The 17,358-nt window shown below is 65.7% G+C and carries 12 protein-coding genes; 3 read left to right on the top strand and 9 right to left on the bottom strand.

The features are described from left to right. Positions 1 to 95: 95 nt before the first annotated feature. Genes IM816_RS16135 through IM816_RS16155 form a run of 5 tightly spaced genes read right to left on the bottom strand, consistent with a single transcriptional unit; the run spans position 96 to position 5,364 of the window. Complete coding sequence (locus IM816_RS16135) at positions 96 to 2,372, bottom strand: type IV pilus secretin PilQ (RefSeq protein ID WP_250338862.1); 2,277 nt, start codon at positions 2,370 to 2,372, stop codon at positions 96 to 98. 19 nt (positions 2,373 to 2,391) lie between these two features. Continuing rightward, the gene (locus IM816_RS16140; RefSeq protein WP_250338863.1) at positions 2,392 to 2,907 is read right to left on the bottom strand and encodes a pilus assembly protein PilP; all 516 of its coding nucleotides are present in this window, start codon (positions 2,905 to 2,907) and stop codon (positions 2,392 to 2,394) included. Positions 2,908 to 2,915: 8 nt separating this feature from the next. After that, positions 2,916 to 3,563: a type IV pilus inner membrane component PilO gene (locus tag IM816_RS16145; RefSeq protein WP_072323747.1), complete on the bottom strand. Its 648-nt coding sequence runs from the start codon at positions 3,561 to 3,563 to the stop codon at positions 2,916 to 2,918. Beyond that, positions 3,560 to 4,306 (bottom strand): PilN domain-containing protein, encoded by a 747-nt coding sequence (locus tag IM816_RS16150; RefSeq protein ID WP_250338864.1) that lies wholly within the window; start codon positions 4,304 to 4,306, stop codon positions 3,560 to 3,562. Before IM816_RS16150 ends, IM816_RS16145 begins: the two co-directional genes overlap by 4 nt. After that, positions 4,306 to 5,364, bottom strand: a complete 1,059-nt coding sequence (locus tag IM816_RS16155; RefSeq protein ID WP_072323749.1) for a pilus assembly protein PilM — start codon at positions 5,362 to 5,364, stop codon at positions 4,306 to 4,308. Before IM816_RS16155 ends, IM816_RS16150 begins: the two co-directional genes overlap by 1 nt. A 240-nt stretch (positions 5,365 to 5,604) precedes the next feature. On the opposite strand from IM816_RS16155, the gene IM816_RS16160 reads away from it, so the two are divergent. Together IM816_RS16160 and IM816_RS16165 are read left to right on the top strand one after the other, a co-directional pair. Continuing rightward, complete coding sequence (locus IM816_RS16160; protein WP_250338865.1) at positions 5,605 to 8,178, top strand: penicillin-binding protein 1A; 2,574 nt, start codon at positions 5,605 to 5,607, stop codon at positions 8,176 to 8,178. Positions 8,179 to 8,237: 59 nt separating this feature from the next. Then, the gene (locus tag IM816_RS16165; RefSeq protein WP_250338866.1) at positions 8,238 to 8,894 is read left to right on the top strand and encodes a hypothetical protein; all 657 of its coding nucleotides are present in this window, start codon (positions 8,238 to 8,240) and stop codon (positions 8,892 to 8,894) included. 218 nt (positions 8,895 to 9,112) lie between these two features. Here the strand turns inward: IM816_RS16165 and IM816_RS16170 are convergent, their stop codons facing one another. The 4 genes from IM816_RS16170 to glnE form a co-directional block, all read right to left on the bottom strand. After that, entirely contained in the window at positions 9,113 to 10,408 is a 1,296-nt protein-coding gene (locus tag IM816_RS16170; RefSeq protein WP_072323752.1) for a citrate synthase, read from the bottom strand. Between the two features lie 261 nt (positions 10,409 to 10,669). Further along, positions 10,670 to 10,915 (bottom strand): type B 50S ribosomal protein L31, encoded by a 246-nt coding sequence (locus IM816_RS16175; RefSeq protein WP_072323753.1) that lies wholly within the window; start codon positions 10,913 to 10,915, stop codon positions 10,670 to 10,672. An 88-nt stretch (positions 10,916 to 11,003) separates the two neighbouring features. Then, positions 11,004 to 11,936: a nucleoside hydrolase gene (locus IM816_RS16180; RefSeq protein WP_250338867.1), complete on the bottom strand. Its 933-nt coding sequence runs from the start codon at positions 11,934 to 11,936 to the stop codon at positions 11,004 to 11,006. Between the two features lie 48 nt (positions 11,937 to 11,984). Then, positions 11,985 to 14,882, bottom strand: coding sequence for a bifunctional [glutamate--ammonia ligase]-adenylyl-L-tyrosine phosphorylase/[glutamate--ammonia-ligase] adenylyltransferase (gene glnE / locus IM816_RS16185; protein WP_250338868.1), 2,898 nt, complete (start codon positions 14,880 to 14,882; stop codon positions 11,985 to 11,987). Positions 14,883 to 15,049: 167 nt separating this feature from the next. Here glnE and IM816_RS16190 point away from each other — a divergent pair, with 167 nt between their 5' ends. After that, the gene (locus tag IM816_RS16190) at positions 15,050 to 16,939 is read left to right on the top strand and encodes an LTA synthase family protein (protein WP_250338869.1); all 1,890 of its coding nucleotides are present in this window, start codon (positions 15,050 to 15,052) and stop codon (positions 16,937 to 16,939) included. Positions 16,940 to 17,358 lie beyond the last annotated feature (419 nt).

Genomic DNA, 17,358 nt, shown 5'->3' on the forward strand with positions numbered 1-17,358 from the left:
TCGCGCATCGAATACGCATTTCGTTGTAGGCGCCGCAAAAAGCAAAGGCTCGCACGATGGCGAGCCTTTGCGTGGGAACGATCCTTCGCAGCGACTTACTGCAAGGTTTCGCTCAGGATACGCGGCGTCACGAAGATCAGCAGCTCGGCCTTGTCGTTGCCGCGGCTGGTACGACGGAACAGCACGCCAAGGCCAGGGATGTCGCCGAGGCCGGGCACCTTGTCCACTGTGTTGTTCTTGGTGATCTCATAGATGCCGCCGAGGACGACGGTCTGTCCGTTGTCGACGAGCACGGACGTGTTGATCTCGCGCGTATCGATCTGCGGTACCGCACCACCACCCGGGCTCGGCACCAACTGAGCGAGGGCGTCCTTCTTTACGTTGATCTTGAGATACACACGGCTGTCGGCAGTGATCGTCGGCGTGACGCGCAGTTCGAGCACGGCGTCCTTGAACTGCACCGTCGCATTCTGCGCACCGCCGCCCGAACTGGAGGCCTGGTAGGTCACGTAGCCGATCTGCGTACCCTGCTTGATCACCGCTTCCTGCTGGTTCGCGGTGATGACGCGCGGGCTGGAGACCACTTCGCTGCGACCTTCCGTCTGCGCCGCAGAGAGTTCGAGGTCGACCATGTAGTTCGCGCCGAGGATCGCCAGGCCGATGCTGCCGGCCGGGTTCGACACAGGCAGGTTGACGTTGTAGCCGCCCGGCAAGGTGTAAGGCTGGCGCGTCGGCAGGTCGCCGGTGCGGTTGTTGGCGAGCCACTGGTTGTACGAATTGGCGTAGTTGACGTCGCTGTTGCGGACGCTGGTGACCAGGCCACCCGTGCCGCCCGCCGTCGTGCCGTTGCCACCGCTGGTGAGGTCGGGCGACGTACCGATGATCTGGTTGGCGTTGTTGTGGTTGAAGCCCTGGACGCCCCAGCGCACGCCGAGGTCACGGCTGAACTGGTCGGTGGCCACCACGATGCGCGATTCGATCAGCACCTGCTGTACCGGCCGGTCGAGCGTGGCGATCAGATCGCGCAGATCGCGGATCTTGTCCGGCGTGTCGTTGATGAGCAGCGTGTTGGTGCGGTCGTCGAACGAGACGCTGCCGCGCGGCGAAAGGAAGCCACGCGACGTGCTGCCGCCCGAACCGCCACCACCCTGCATGCTGCCCGAGGTCAGCAGCTTGGCGATGTCTTCGGCCTTGCCGTAGCTGATCGGGATGTAGTCGGAAATCAGCTCCGCGGAATCCTCAGCCTTCTGGCGGGCATCGGCGAGGCTCTGCTCGTAGTTCGCCAGTTCGGTCTGCGGTGCGATCCAGATGACGTTGCCACTGCGGCGCTTATCGAGGCCCTTGGCGCGCAGGATCACGTCGAGCGCCTGATCCCACGGCGTATTGACGAGGCGCAGCGTGACACTGCCGCCGACGCTGTCGGAAGCGACGAGATTGAGCTTCGCCTCGTCTGCGATCAGCTGCAGCGCCGAACGAACCGGGATGTCCTGGAAGTTGAAGGTCAGGCGAGAACCGGAATACGTCGGTTCCTGACCCTTGGCGGCCTTGCCGGTCGGTGCCGAGGTCTTCTTCGGGGCAATCTCGACGGCGTACTCGGTACCGTTCTGATAGGCCGATACTTCGACCTCGCCCTTGGTGCGGATGTCGAGGCGAGCGCCGCCCGGACGCGAGCTGGGCTCGATCGACTGCACCGGCGTGGCGAAGTCGAGCACGTCCAGGCGCTGGCTGAGCTTCGGCGGCAGGGTGGCACCCGGCAGGCTGACCACGACGCGATCGCCTTCGCGATGCATTTCGGGGGTGGATGCACTGCTGCCCAGCGTGACCATGACGCGGCCTTCGCCGTTCTGGCCGCGGCGGAAGTCGATGTTGGACAACGGCGTGCCGGCGCTCGACGGCAGGGCCTTCGTGGGATCGGAGACGATCGCCGTGGTGGTCGTGGCGCCGCTCGGGCCGTTGTTCACGGTGACGATGAGGTTCTTGCCGTCGACGCGCGTCTTGTAAGCCGAGTCGCGGAACAGTTCGACCGTGACCCGGGTACGGCCGCCGGCAGACACCACCGACACTCCCGAGGTGGCGCCCTTGCCGATGTCGATATGGCGGGTGCTGTAGGCGTTCGTCGTATCCGCCAGATCGATCGCGATGCGCGGCGGATTGCTGGTCGTGAAGACCTTCGGGTCCGGCGCCCGCTCCGAGAAGGCGAGCTTCAGCTCGACCCGCCCGCCGGGCTGCGCGTCATAGCTGACGTTCTGCAGCGCGTTGGCGGCCGACGCCGTGCCGGCGAAGGCGCCGGCAAAGGCCAGCGCGGTGCCGAGGATCCAGCGGCGCGACCAAGAGCGCGCGCTACCCGGCAGATGAGTGGATTTGGTCGTCATGTGCGTCATCCCCGAGTTCTTATTTTTCACCGACCGAAATACTTGCCGGACGCTCCATCCAGCCGCCGCTGCCGTTCGGCACCAGCTCGACCAGATCGATGCGATCCTCCCCGACGGCGGTGATACGGCCGTAGGCCTGCCCCATGTACTCATTCCGATGGACGCGATGGATCACCCCACCGGGATCCTTGACGAGCGCCTCCAGGCTGGCACCAGCACCAACCGTGCCAACCATCTTCAGGCTGTCCAGCGAGAACATCTCCAGGGGCTCCTTCGGACGATTTTCGTCCGGCCGGGGGCCGCTCGTGGCGCTGGTATCCATTTCGGCCGTGCTCGGGCTGAACGGATCGCGTGCGCCCTGATCCTGATAGGCGAAGGTCTCGAAGGTGCGAATCACCGGCAACGGCGGGATCGGCTCGCCCTTCTTGTGCTTCTCGGCATCGACCCACTCACGCAGGTCGGACGTGCCACGCGTGCAGCCGGCCAGGGCCAGCGCGCCGAGCAGACCGATGGACAAGGGGCGAAGGATGGACATGGCGCGCGTCATCGCTTGGCTCCCTTCGCTGCGGGCGTGGGTTTCGTCTCGTCGTCTTCGAGGTAGCGATAGGTCTTCACGGTGCCCTGGAGGACCAGCAGGCCGGAGCCGGATTTGCCGTCCTTTGCATCCTTCGGGCTGAGCGAGACGTCGTGCAGCGTCAAGATAACGACGCGCGGGAGCGAGGCCACGCCGCTGATGAAGGTGCCGAACTGGTGGTACGTACCCACCATGCGCAGCGTGATCGGCTTCTCGGCGTAGAAGTCCTTCGGCGTTTCCGGGCCCGGCTGGAACAGCTCGTTCTCGATGCCGGCGGCCAGCGCCGTCTGCGAGATGTCGATGAGCAGCTCAGGCATCTCGGTCTTGCTGGGCAGCTGGCGCAGAAGGGTGCGCAGCATGTCCTGCATGTCGGCGAGCTGCTGTTCCAGCGCTTCGAGATTGGCGGACTTCGCCTGCTTCTGGGAGAACTCGGACTTGAGCTGTTCTTCCTGGCCCTCGGCCGTAGCCAGATCGTCCTGCTGGCTGCTGATCTGGAAGTACCAGCCCACCAGCAGTACCACCAGGAAGACGAGGACGGTGAAGAACACCTTTATCGACTTCGGCCAGCCGCCAACGTTGTGGCGATCGAGATTGCGCAGATCGTCAAAGAATTTCATGGCTTGGCTCCTGTCGGTGCGGGAGCCGCCGGCGGCGTGGCCGGTGTGGCGGCGACAGGCTTGGTCGCAGCGGTGCCGGTAGCCGCGGGTGCCGGCGAGCCAGCGACGGCCTGCGCGGCGCGCGCCAGCGGGGCCGGTACCGCCGCCGGGGCAGCGGGCGCGGCGCTGGTCGCGGCACCGGCCGGAGCCGCGTCGGCGTCACCGGGCCGGTTCAGCCGGACGTCGAGACCGAAGGTGTACGGCATGCGCGAGGCGTCGTGGGTGTTCTCGGTCTTGCGCAGGTCGACATGCCCCATCCAGGGCGACGCCTCGATGTTGCGCATGTACTCGGCGACGCTGGAGTTCGACTGCGAGACGCCGTCCAGCGACATGGAGTCGGCGGACTGCTTCATGGCCGAAAGCCGCGCGCTGGCCGGAATCGTCTTCACCAGTTCGTCGAACAGGTGGACCATCTGCGAGCGGTTGGCCTGCAGCTGCTCGATGATCTGCTTGCGCTGGAGCAGGTCGGCGCGGACCTTTTCCAGATCCTTGATCTTGGCGATGCGGTCGTCGAGCTGCTTGATCTCGCCCTGCAGGTACGTGTTCCGCTCGGCCTGGTTGTCGATCCGGGCATCCATCCACAGCGACCAGCCGATCAGCACGACCAGGCCGGCGCCGAAGGCCATGCCAAGCTGGATGTAGAACTCCCTTTCCCGCTGTTTGCGGCGCTCGGCGCGCCAGGGAAGCAGGTTGATGCGTGCCATCAGTCGAAGCTCCTCATGGCCAGGCCGACGGCAATCATCAGGGCGGGCGCGTCCTGGGCGAGGGTCTGCGCCTGTACGCGGCTGGACAGCGCCATGCGCGCCAGCGGATTGGCAACCACGCACGGCACGCCGAGCTGCTGTTCGAGCAGTTCGGTGATGCCCTCGATGGCAGCGCAGCCGCCGGCGAGCACCACCTGGTCGACGCGGCTGTATTCGCTGCCGGCAAAGAAGAACTGGAGCAGGCGGCTGACCTGCTGGACCAGGGATTCCTTGAACGGCTCGAGCGCCTCCATCTCGTAGGACTCCGGCAGGCCGCCCTTGCGCTTGGCCCGACCCGCTTCCTCGTACGAAAGTCCGTAGCGGCGCATGATCTCGTCGGTGAGCTGCTTGCCGCCGAAGACCTGTTCGCGGGAATAGATGGTGCGCTGGTTCTTCAGCACCGCCAGGGTGGTCATGGTGGCGCCGATGTCGACGACCGCGACAAGCGCGTCACGGGAAACCGCCAACTGGTCGGCCACCATGCCGAAGGCGTTTTCCATGGCGAATGCCTCGACATCGATGACCCGGGCGGTCAGGCCACCCAGGTCGAGCGCGGCGATGCGCATGTCCACGTTCTCCGTCCGCGAGGCGGCCAGGAGCACGTTGTTCATTTCGGGGTTGTCGCGAACCGGGCCCAGAACCTCGAAATCGAGGCTCACTTCCTCGATCGGGTAGGGGATGTACTGGTTCGCCTCGACCTGGATCTGCCCCTCGAGGTCGTCCTCGGAGAGATCGGCCGACATGGGGATGACCCGGGTGATCACCGCGGAGCCGGCTACCGCCGCCGCCGCATGCTTCACCTTGGCGCCGGACCGCGTGAGGGCGCGCCGGATGGCTTCACCCACGGCCTCGACCTCGACAATGTTCTTTTCGACGACCGCATTGGGCGGCAACGGCTCTACCGCGTAGTGTTCCACGCGATAACGGCCGCCGGCTTGGCTGAGTTGAAGCAGCTTTACCGCGGTCGAGCTGATATCGACGCCGATCAACGGCGCCGCTTTGGGTGTAAAGAGCCCCACGAGATTCCCCCTTCCCGGCGCCTTTGTCGGAATTGTTTCGTCGGCGCGATGGCATTAGATCTAAAACTTAACGGATTGGCAACGGCCGCTTTGAGCCCGTTCCGGCACTAATTCACAAATCGAGTCACCGGGTTAGCGGAATGCGTTCATACCGGGTCGAGCGTAGCCCCTCCCCGCCCGGGGTGCGGCTTGGCTCTATACTCGCCCCCGAATACTCACGGCGGTGACCCCTCCCCCTCCATGCGAATCCTCAAGCGTCTGCTGCGCTACGCGCTGTATCTCGCCCTGGCCGGCATCCTTTTCGTGGTCGGCGCCGTGGGCGTGGCCTACTGGCTCCTGGCGCCGCGCCTGCCCTCCGTGGCGGTCTTGCGTGACTACCACATGCAGGTTCCCCTGCGCGTCCTCAGCTCAGACGGGCGGCTGATCGCCTCGTTCGGCGAGACCCGACGCATTCCCGTCCGCATCGCGGACGTGCCGGCGCGGCTAAAGAATGCTGTGCTTTCGGCCGAGGACGCGGACTTCTACAGCCATCCGGGCGTGGACTGGCATGGCATCGCCCGCGCGGGCATCCACGTGATCCTGTCCGGCGGCGACAAGGGGCCGGGTGGCTCGACGATCACCCAGCAGGTCGCGCGCAACTTCTTCCTCAGCCCCGAGAAGCTCTACTCGCGCAAGCTGACCGAGATGTTCATCGCTCTGCGCATGGAGAACGAGCTCACCAAGGACCAGATCCTCGAGCTGTACATCAACAAGATGTTCCTGGGCCATCGCTCGTACGGACTCGCCGCCGCCGCGTCGTACTACTACGGCAAGACCCTGGATCAGCTCACCGTGGCGGAAAGTGCCGCGCTCGCCTCGACCTTCCAGCTGCCCTCCGTGGTCAATCCGCTGAACAACCCGAAGCGCCTGCTCGCGCGCCGTGACTGGGTGCTCGGCCAGATGCTCTCGAACCGCTTCATCACGAAGGCGGAATACGACGAGGCCATCAAGGAGCCCAACGATGCCTTCCCGCACGAGCAGCAGATCGAAGTCGATGCGCCGTACCTCGCCGAGATGGTTCGCCAGCAGGTACTGGAGAAGCTCGGCAACGACGCGTTGACCGAAGGCTACGTGGTGCATACCACCGTGCCCAGCGACAGCCAGGCCGCTGCGAACGAGGCCCTACGCGGCCGACTGTCCGCGTACGATCGCCGTCATGGCTACCGCGGCCCCGAGGGTCACGAAGAATTGCCCGCCCAGGCCGGCCCCGACGACTACGATCGCGTTCTCGCCGGCTACACGAGCGTCGCGGGCATGATGCCGGGCATCGTCACGGAGACCGGCGCAAAGGAGGCCAAGGTGTACCTCTCGCCCAAGGAGACGGTAACGCTCGACCTGGCGTCCATTGCCTGGGCAAGGCCGTATGTCAACGAAGGACGCGCTGGCGCCGCGCCGACCCGCGTCGATGCCGTGCTGAAGCGAGGCGATGTCGTTCGTCTGATCCACACGGCCAAGGACGACGTTGCCGAGGCAGTCGCCGCCGAGGAAGGCAAGCCTGCCCCGGACGCGAAAGCCGAGCCGGCAAAACTCGAATGGCGTCTCACGCAGATCCCCGCGGTCCAGGCCGCGCTGGTCGCCCTCGATCCCGAAGATGGCGCCGTGCGCGCGCTGGTCGGTGGCTTCAGCTTCGTGCGTTCGAAGTTCAACCGCGCCGTGATGGCCGCCCGCCAGCCGGGCTCCAGCTTCAAGCCGTATCTTTATTCGGCCGCTTTCGACCGGGGCTTCACCCCCGCCTCGATCGTCAACGATGCGCCGGTGGCGTTCCCCGATCCGTCACGCCCCGACGGCATGTGGACGCCGGCCAACGATGACAACAAGTTCGACGGTCCGATGCGTCTGCGCGAAGCGCTGGTGAAGTCGAAGAACCTGGTCTCCGTGCGTCTGCTGGACGCGATCGGCGTGCGCTACGCGCGCGACTACGTGACGCGCTTCGGCTTCACCCCGGATGCGCTGCCGCAGAACCTGTCGCTCGCGCTCGGTACCGCGTCGGTATCCCCGATGGCCATGGCACGCGGCTATGCCGTGTTCGCCAACGGTGGCTATCTGGTCACGCCCTACTTCATCGCTCGGATCGACGACCGCGACGGCAAGCCTGTCTATGTCGCGAACCCCGAGCGGGCCTGCGCCGAGTGTCAGGAGCGCCTGCTCAATCCGACCCCGCCGGGTCCGCCGACGCAGCCTTCGACCGCCCTCATCCCCGCTCGCCCCGCGACCGCCGGCACGGCCGCGGGCGGCGGCACCGGCGAGGCCGTGTTGCCGGCGGATGCGCACGCCAGCGCATCCGAAGCACCGAAGCTTGCGCCTCACGTCATCGACGTGCGCAACGATTATCTGGTGACCTCGCTGATGCAGGACGTCGTAAAGCGCGGCACGGGCGCTGCGGCACGGGCACTCGGTCGCGACGACCTCGCTGGCAAGACGGGCTCCACCAACGATCACCGCGACGCATGGTTCGTCGGTTTCAACGGCGATGTGTCCACTGCGGTATGGGTCGGTTTCGACGACTTCAGCTCGCTGGGACGCGGCGAGTTCGGCGCCAAGGCCGCGCTCCCCATCTGGATGGACTACATGGGCGCCGTCCTCAAGGACAAGCCTTCGCACACCCTGGCGATGCCGCCTGGCATTGCCACCGTACAGATCGATCCGAGTTCGGGCCTGCCCTCGCCCGGCGGCATGAACGAGATCATGAAGGTCGAGGACGTCGATCGTCTTCGCGAGCAGGCGGCGCAGAAACAACAGGAGGACCAGCAGGAACACGCCTACGACATCTTCTGACGCGCGCATGCCAGCGCGGCGTCTGGCACACGTACTCAAGAACATACATGGGGTGAGTCATGGCACGAGGCGAACACCACAGGATCCATGCCCAGGACCGGACGCAGCGCAACCGCGTCCTCGTCGCCCAGGAGGCGGCGCGCCTGATGAGCGAGCATGGCATCCGTGACTTCCACCACGCGAAGCTGAAGGCTGCCGAGCGACTCGGCATCGTCGATACGCAAGCCCTGCCCCGCAACAATGAGATCGAAGACGCCCTGCGCGAGCATCAGCGTCTGTTCCACGCCGACACGCAACCCCAGGCCTTGCGCGCCCGACGCGAGGCAGCCGTCGAGGCGATGCGTTTCCTACGCGGCTTCGATGCGCGCCTGGTCGGTGCGGTGCTGGAAGGCACGGCCGACGAACACTCCGCCGTGTGCCTGCACGTGTTCAGCGACGACCCCGAGGCCCCCGGCCTGTTCCTGCGCGAACAAGGCATCCCACTCGAAACACAGACGCGCCGACTGCGCTGGTCGCATTCCGAGCAGAGCGAACACCCCGTGCTGCTGTTCGGTGCTGACGGCATCCCGTTCGATCTCACGGTGCTGCCGATGGATGCCCTTCGCCAAGCACCGCTCGACCGTGTCGACGAACGACCGATGCGGCGCGCCACGGCAGCGATGGTGCAGCAGTTACTGGCAGAAGAGGACATCGAGGCATTCAACGCGTCGACGTGACGCACGCCTCAGGCCAAAGCATTAGGTGGGAGCCTCTAGTGGCGATAAGCCTCAGGAAGAGGTGGGAGCCACTCGAGTGGCGATAAGCCAACGAAGCGGTGTAGCAGCGAGGCAAGCTCCCATCGCCACCAGGGTGGCTCCCACCGGAAGGCTCTTTCGCCACAGGGGGCGACTCCCACAGTCACCAAAAAAAACCCCGCTTTCGCGGGGTTTCTTATTCAGCGCTTGTCGCCAGGAACGTAGTCGCGAACGTCGGCGCCGGTGTAAATCTGGCGCGGGCGGCCGATGCGCGATCCCGGGGTTTCGTGCTGCTCGATCCAATGCGAGATCCAGCCGGAGGTACGCGCGATGGCGAACATCACGGTGAACATTTCGGTCGGAATGCCCAGGGCCTTGTAGATGATGCCCGAGTAGAAGTCGACGTTCGGGTAGAGCTTGCGCTCGACGAAGTAATCGTCCTTCAGTGCAGCCTCTTCGAGCTTCATCGCCACGTCGAGCAACGGGTCGTTGACGCCCAGCTCGTTCAGCACCTTGTGGCACATCTCGCGGATGATCTTGGCGCGCGGATCGAAGTTCTTGTACACGCGGTGGCCGAAGCCCATCAGGCGGAAGGAATCGTTCTTGTCCTTCGCGCGCTTGACCGCCGTCTCGACCTTGTCGGCCGAGCCGATTTCCTCGAGCTGCTTGAGCACGGCTTCGTTGGCACCGCCGTGAGCCGGACCCCAGAGCGCGGTGATGCCGGCAGCGATGGACGCGTACGGGTTAGCACCGGTGGAACCCACCAGACGCACCGTGGACGTTGACGCGTTCTGCTCGTGATCGGCGTGCAGGATGAACAGCAGATCCAGCGCCTTGGCGACGACCGGATTCAGTTCCAGTGGCTCGCTCGGCACCTCGAACATCATGTGCAGGAAGCGCGTGACGTATTCGAGGTTGTTGCGCGGGTAACGCGTCGGCCAGCCAATCGAATGGCGATAGATGGCAGCGGAAATCGTCGGCATCTTCGCGATGAGGCGGATGGCGGCGAGCTTGCGATCTTCCGGGTTATCGACGTCGAGCTTGTCGTGATAGAAGGCCGACAGCGAAGCGATCGAACCGGCGAGCATTGCCATCGGGTGCGCGTCGTGATTGAAGCCGCGCAGGAAGAACTTGAGGTTCTCGTGCATCATCGAGTGATGCGTGATGTCGTGCTCGAACTTCGCGAACTGGTCCTTGTTCGGCAGTTCACCGTTGAGCAGCAGATACGAGGTTTCGAGGAAGGTGGACTTCTCGGCGAGCTGCTCGATCGGGTAGCCGCGATAGAGCAGCACGCCCTTGTCGCCGTCGATATAGGTGATGGCGCTCTTGGTGCTGGCGGTGCTGCCGTAACCCGGATCGTAGGTGAAGTAGCCGGTGTCCTTGTACAGCGTGCCGATGTCGACGCACTCGGCGCCGAGCGTGCCGCCGATGACCGGCAGTTCGCTCACGGGCTTGTTGGATTCATCGACCAATTTGACGGTTTTGGCGTCGGACACGGCGAGCTCCTCTTCTTGTTCCCGCCGCTCCGGCACGGGAACGGCGTAGCGATATTGGGAAAACGCCACCCTGGGGAAGGTGGCGTACCGGCCACTGCTTGCGACCGAAGTTCCCCATTATCGCACAGCGACCATTCGAACGTCCGTTAGAGGATCGTGGATATCGCGCACGCAAAAAGACACGGGGCAAGCCATGGGCCTGCCCCGTGTCTTCGATCCTCGCGAAACGCCACCCCGCAGGCGGCGCGCGGACTCGCCGGATTACTTCTTGCCGTAGCGCTGGCGGAACTTGTCGACGCGGCCGCCGACGTCCAGCGTCTTCTGCTTACCCGTATAGAACGGGTGCGAGTGGCTGGAGATATCCAGCTTGATCACCGGGTATTCGTTACCGTCTTCCCACTTGACGGTTTCCTTGCTGGACATCGTCGAACGCGTCAGGAACGCGAAGTCGGACGACAGGTCCTGGAAGACCACCGGCTGGTACTTCGGATGGATGTTCTCTTTCATGGCTTGAACCTGAGAAATAGCGGGGTGAAAAGAGCGGCATTGTAGCCGGCAGGCTGCGCCTCCGCAACCGGCAGGCCTGCGACCGGCTTCAGCCGACGCCCAGGGCGCCGGCGATGAGCTGCGCGAAGCGCTGCGCGTCCACGTCGAGGACGATGCGGGCGTTCGCCTTTCCACCGAGGCGGCGGTGCCAGTCGACAACGGTGGCGCCCCGGGTCAGGCGGCCGTCCAGCTCGATGGCGACGTGTCTGACTTCATCGCGGATCACGATCGAGGGATCGAGCGCCACGGCCATGGCCAGCGCGTCGGCGGCAATAAAGCCCGTGCGCTCGTGCTCGGCGTTGAAACGGCGGGCCGTGCCGAAGATCTTCTCGAAGAAGACCGCACGGGTGTCGCCGGAAGCGATCCAGCCGTCGTAGATCTCGTCGGGGAAGGCGTGGCGGACGGTCGCCTCCCAGTCCACGAGGTCGAACATCGGGAACGCCTCGAACACGACATGGGCCGCCTCCGGGTCGAAGCCGATATTGAATTCCGCGGGAACCTTGCCCGTGTTGCCATGGCCGGTAACCGCGCCGCCCATGACCACGAGACGCTTCACCCGGGACGGGAAGGTAGGGTCGAGACGAACCGCCAGGGCGAGATTGGTGAGCGGCCCCAGAGCCACGAGCGTCAGCTCACCCGGACGCTCGCGGGTAAGCCGCAGCAGGGCCAGGGCAGCGTGCTCCGCCTCGGCGGGATGCGCCGGCTCGGCGAAACCGACATCGCCGAATCCGTCGGCGCCATGCACGAACGCCGCGTCCTCGTCGGGCGCGCGGACCAACGGGCTCGGGCAGCCCGGATGAACCGGCGTGGCAGCCCCGAGCAGATCGACCAGGGTGCGCGCGTTGCGCACCGTGTGCGCCAGCCCGACATTGCCTGCGGCCACGGTCAGGGCCGCGACGTCGGCGTGCTGGTGCGCCATCAGGATCGCCAGCGCGTCGTCCACGCCGGGGTCGGTGTCGATCAGCAACAAGGGTCGGGTCATCGGTATCGGATCGTTTGACGGCCGTACAGCATAACGCCGAGGCCGCGCTCAGGCATCCACACCCAGGGGCGCCGCGCCGTCGGCCCGACCCGCAAAGTTGAAGCCGAGATCGACGGCGACCTGCTGCACCCCTGCGCACAGGGTATCGAGCGCCTCGGTACGCGTGGCGATGCGCGAACGCAGGTCGAGCGTGCAGGCCAGCCCCATCTGCAGCAGGTCCGCGTGGGCGACGTGCAGGGTATCGGCCTGCGCTTCGGTGAACAGGCCCACCTCGCGCAGCACGTCGATCAGGCTGCTGCTCGCTGGCGTATCGAGAATCGCCGGGTGTGCGGACGCGTACGCGAGCACCATGCCCTGCAGGATGAACTCGATGTCGATCAAGGCACCCGGGCCCTGCTTGAGGTCGAGCCGGGCCGCATCGGAGCGGTCGCGCTCGGCGCGCCAGCGCGCACGCATGGCGCTGACTTCGGCGCGCACGCGCTCCGGGTCGCGCGGTGTGCCGAGGATGTCGCGCCGAATCCCCGCCAGCAACCCGCCAAGCCGGGCATCACCCGCCACCGGGCGGGCGCGCAGCAACGCCTGGTGCTCCCAGGTCCACGCGCGGTCGCGCTGGTAGGCCTCGAAGGCGTCGACGCTGGCCACCAGCAACCCCTTCGAACCGTCCGGACGTAGGCGCGTGTCGACGTCGTAGAGCTTGCCGGCATGCGTCTGCACGCCCAGCCAGTGCATCACCCGCTGCGCGAGGCGCTGATACCAGCGGGTGCCGTCCACCGGCCGCGGCCCGTCGCTCATCGCATTGGCGCGCTTGCCGTCATAGACGAAGACAAGATCCAGGTCCGAGGCGAAGCCCAACTCCTCGCCACCCAGGCTGCCGTATCCAAGCACGGCGAAGCCGCTTCCCTCGCCCGGCAGACGCCCGTGCTGTGCCGCCAACTCGCGCGTCGCAAGCGCGAGAATGGCGCCGATCACCGCCTCGGCCAGACCCGCCAGACGCCGCGCTGTGGCGGGCGCGTCGGCGCGCCCGTCGTTGAAGGCGAGGCCCAGACGGAAGGCGATGCTGGAGCGGAATTCGTTGATGCGCTCCAGCTCGCGCTCCGGGTCGCGCTCGTCGAGCGCGCCCAGCGTGCGTGCAATCTCCGCGGAAATGTCTGCGCGTTTCAGCGGCAGTTGGTCGATGCGCGGGTCGAGCACGTCGTCGAGCAACAGGGGCTGTGCGATCACCCGTTCGGCCAGGAAGGCGTTGTCGGCAAACACACTTGCGACGCGACGGCGTGCGTTGGGCTGCTCGTCCAGCAGTGCGAGGTACGACGACCGCCGCGCCACCGCCTGCACGAGCCGCAACAGGCGCAAGAGACTGGCCGCAGGCGCGACGCTGTCGCGAGCTGCACGGATCAGTTGTGGCATCAGCCGTTCGAGACGCTCGGACGAGCGCGCGGACATCGACCGTACCGCTGCCGCGCGCGGAAGCTTCGTCAGCTCGTCGGCAACATCGGCACCGGGTACGAAACCGGAAGCCTCCATCGTCTCGGCCGTCAGCGTTTCTTCGCGTGCCGCCAGCCACAGGGCGGTATCGGCAGCCGGCGCCGTGGCAGTACCGCCTGCCTCGGGCACGAGGACTGCCGCAAACTCGGCCGATACGGCATCGCGATGCGTCGCCAGTTGCGCTGCCAGTGCCTCCCAGGTGTCGTAGCCAAGCCCGAGCGCCAGGCGCTCGCGACACAGCGGATCGTCCGGGATATCGTGCGTCTGCGCATCGCGCAGCATCTGCACGCGATTCTCCAGCCGGCGCAGAAAAATGTAGGCACTGCGCAGGAGCTTCGCTCTCGCGGCGGGGATATACCCGCGTGCCTCGCAGGCCTGCAACGCAGGCAACAAGCCACGCACGCGCAGCGCCGGATCCCGGCCACCCCGGATCATCTGCGTGAGCTGCACCACGAACTCGATCTCGCGAATGCCGCCCGGCCCCAATTTCAAGTTACCGGCGAGATCCTTGCGAGCGACCTCCGCGTCGATCAGCGCCTTCATCTCGCGCAGCCCGGCGAACGCGGTGTAGTCGAGATAGCGGCGATAGACGAACGGACGGAGCATGTCCTGCAGCTCGCGGCCCGCCACGCGATCGCCCGCCACCGGGCGCGCCTTGATCCACGCGTAGCGCTCCCAGTCGCGGCCTTCGCGCTGGTAGTACTGCTCCATCGCCGCGAATGGCAGGGCCAGCCGACCGGCCTGCCCGAACGGACGCAGTCGCAGATCCACGCGCGCGCAGATACCGTCGACCGTCGGCTCGGCCAGCAGACGCACCAGTTGGCGCGCTTCGCGAATGAAATACTCGTTGTTGTCCAGCGGGCGGGCGCCGTCGGTCTGCCCTGCCGAGGCATAGGCCAGCACGAGGTCGATGTCCGACGAGAAATTCAGCTCGTTGCCGCCGAGCTTGCCGAAGCCGAGCACCACCATGCGCTGCGCAACGCCTGCCGGGTCACGCGGTCGCCCGAAGCGGGCATGCATCGCCGATTCCGACCAGCGCAGCGCCAGTTCGAGCAACGCTTCGTAGAGCGCGCTCGTGGAGGACAGCGTGTCGTCGATATCGTCCAGGCCGTTGACGTCGCGAAAGACGATCCGCAGCGCTTCGGCGTGCCGAAAGCGGCGCAGGACCGCCATGCAGGCTTCTTCGTCCGCGGGCAACTCGAGTGTCGCCGCACGGGTCGACGCATCGCCGTTCGCGCGCAGGCGCTCGAGCCCGGCCGGCGCCAGCAGACCCGGTTGGCGCCGGAGCACCTCGAAGGCGAAGTCGGACGCGAGCAAGGTGCGACGAATGCGCTCCTCCACGCCGGCATCGTCGTGAAGCGGGATGCGGGCAGCGCGGCAGGCCGCCATCACATCGGCGTAACGGGCATCGATGAGTGCGCGAATGTCGGAGCTTTCGCGCGGAGCTGGCGGCGAGGCATTCATGAGGCAGGCATTGTGCCTGAGCCGCGTTGCAACGCGCGCCACGGGGCGTAAGCGCTGTTGGGTCGCAGCAACGCGACGAACAAACGCCGTTCGCCTGACAACCGGTTCATGTCCGCTGCGTTACAGTCCCCATCCCCTTCAAGACAGGGGCGTGACACGAGGACGTTATGGCTTACGATTCAAAAACTTGGCGCGACATTGCAGCACGCGTAGCGCTGCCGCTCTGCCTGGCCGTGGCCTTCGTCCTCTACACGGGCTTTCTCGATGGGAATCCGGGCGTGTCGAGCGCGGAGTGGGCGGATCGCCCGTGGCACCTGTTCGTCAACGCGTTTCCCGGCCTGCTGCTGGCGGCGTTGCTCCTGGTGCTGACGCGCCGCGCCTGGCTGTCGTTCGGGCTCGCATTCATGGCACAAGGCGCCGTTCTTGCCGTCAGCGCCATCAAGATGAAGAACCTCGGCGCACCTTTGCTGCCGGCGGACTTTCGCATGGTCGGGCAACTGAAGAACGGTGGCCTGCATCTCCTTGGCGGCTACCTGCCCAGCAGCCCGCTTCCCTACCTGGCGATCCTTGCCACGCTGGGTCTGATCGTTCTTATCGCGCGCCTCGAGCCACCGCTGTTCGCACGGCACACGCATCGCCGTGTCATCACGGGCGTCACGCTGGTCGCGCTGCTCGGCACCTTGATGGCCGGTGTGCCTGCGTGGTCCCACATGTACGACAAGAACCGCCTTGGCATGCAGCCGTGGTCCGCGGCGGGCAACGCGCGCTACAACGGCGTGGTTACCACGATCATGCAGTTCCGCCTGCAGGACGCGGGGAACAAGCAGAAAGCCGATCCGGCCGAAGCGTCGCGCTTTCTCGCGGACACCAGCGCCGACCTGCGCCAGCATCTTGCCGATGCCGCATCGAACGATCGCCAGGCGCCGGACATCGTCGTGATTCAGAGCGAGTCGTTCTTCGACCCGAGCGTCATTCGCGGCCTCGAACATGAGGACCTTGCGCCCAACCTGCACCGCCTCGCCGAGCACGCAAGCGCGGGCAACCTGCACGTTCCCACGTTCGGCGGCGGCACGATCCGCACGGAGTTCGAGGTACTGACGGGGCTTTCGCTGCGCTACTTCCCCACGATGCAGTTCCCCTATCTGCAGATGCATTCGACCGTAGTGCCGAGCATGGTCCGCACGTTGCGTTCGCACGGCTACGAAACCATCGCGGTGCATGGCAACGATCCGTCGTTCTGGAACCGCACGGCCGCGTTCCGCTCGCTGGGCTTCGACCGCTTCGTCTCGCAGGCGGATTTCCCGAAAGGATTCCGCCGCGACGGCGAATACATGGCCGACAGCGCCATGACCGACGAGATCATGAGCCAGTTGAAGGATTCGGGACCGCCGCGCTTTGTCTTCGCCATCAGCATGGAAGCGCATGGCCCCTACGACAAGACGATCAACGTGGACCAGCGCGAGCGCGACGCAATCCCCGTGCCCGACGGCATCAGCGACGATGCGAAGCTGCAATTGCGCAATTACATCTATCACATGCGCCATGCCGACGCGGAGCTGGGGCGCCTCGCCGAACTGCTGAAGCAGCGCGAGCGCCCAACGCTCCTGCTGTTCTACGGCGATCATCTGCCGGCGCTTACCGAGACCTACGACAAGCTCGGCTTCGTTGACGGCGGCAGCATGTTCACGCAGACGGTGCCCTACGTGCTGGTGGATGCACACGGCGACGGCCCTGCGCCCAAGCAGGCCGATCTCGCCGCGTGGATGCTCCCAGGCAAATTGCTCGAACAGGCAGGCGTGCACGACGACGCCTACTTCGCCCTCACGCAAGTGGTCGCGCCGAAGCTGGCCGCGCTCACCCACGCACCGGATGCTCCGTCCCCTCCGATGGACGCGATGCAGAAGTACGCCGACCTCTCGATGAGCAACGTGGCGATGCTGCGATTCAAGAAGAAGCTCGATCCGCTGATGGCGCAGTACGTCACGCCGGATGCCACGACGGTCGCGCGCCAACCGGGCGCCATGGAAGAACGCGCTGCATCGGGCGCGGGACAGTAGCTCGTCTTTAACTGCGTCAATGGCGACTCGGATCATGCGTGTCCGAAGGCTCATGATCGAGCGGTCTCGCCACAGTGTTGCGCGCGGCTTGCATAACCGTGTTAGCGCTCGCGGGGCGGAGCGGGGAGCCGGCGGGCGCCATTTTTTTGCTGAGTCCTCCTCCGGCCTTCGCCTCCGTGCGGAGACGCTCCAAAAACGGCACCCACCGGCTCCTCCTAACGTTGCGGCTGCATGGGAAAAGCCTGAGGCGTCTTAGGACGATGGCGAGAAGGGGCGCAATTACCGGAACTGCATTTCTCTTCGGTCGTAACTGCAGCTGACGGATCGAGAAACATGGACATTCTCGATTCCCAAAACCAACGAAGGAGCCCCGCTCGCGCGGGACTCCTTCGCTTGAAACGCACAGCGGTTGAGCGAGG

This window comes from Luteibacter flocculans (assembly GCF_023612255.1).
Taxonomy (GTDB): Bacteria; Pseudomonadota; Gammaproteobacteria; order Xanthomonadales; family Rhodanobacteraceae; genus Luteibacter; species Luteibacter flocculans.